The organism is Weissella sp. DD23, from assembly GCF_001579105.1.
Lineage (GTDB): Bacteria > Bacillota > Bacilli > Lactobacillales > Lactobacillaceae > Weissella > Weissella cibaria.
The window spans coordinates 1-252 of the sequence record NZ_KQ970529.1 but is presented as its reverse complement, the minus strand read 5'-3'; the positions used below and the strand labels follow the sequence as shown (position 1 = coordinate 252).

General features: G+C 39.7%; 1 pseudogene. It reads right to left on the bottom strand.

What is annotated here, in order from left to right:
* Positions 1–56: 56 nt before the first annotated feature.
* A pseudogene (locus WEIDD23_RS13975) lies at positions 57–252 on the bottom strand (hypothetical protein); the annotation flags it as partial.

Genomic DNA, 252 nt, shown 5'->3' with positions numbered 1-252 from the left:
TTAAAAGCGCTGGTAGGATTCCAACCTCCCACAGCGCTTTAAGCAGCTCGATTAATTTATCCATGTTCCTTCTCCCTCTCAAAGAGTGTCTTGATTTGCTCATCATGCTGAGTAAGATGAATTTCGTGTTTATCCAAACGATCATCTTGCTTGCCTAGTTTGGCAGTTAAGTCTTTGATGTCACTCGATAATTTATCAAATGACCGTACGAACGTAATCTTGATAATAAATCCTAGACCACCCATAAATGAC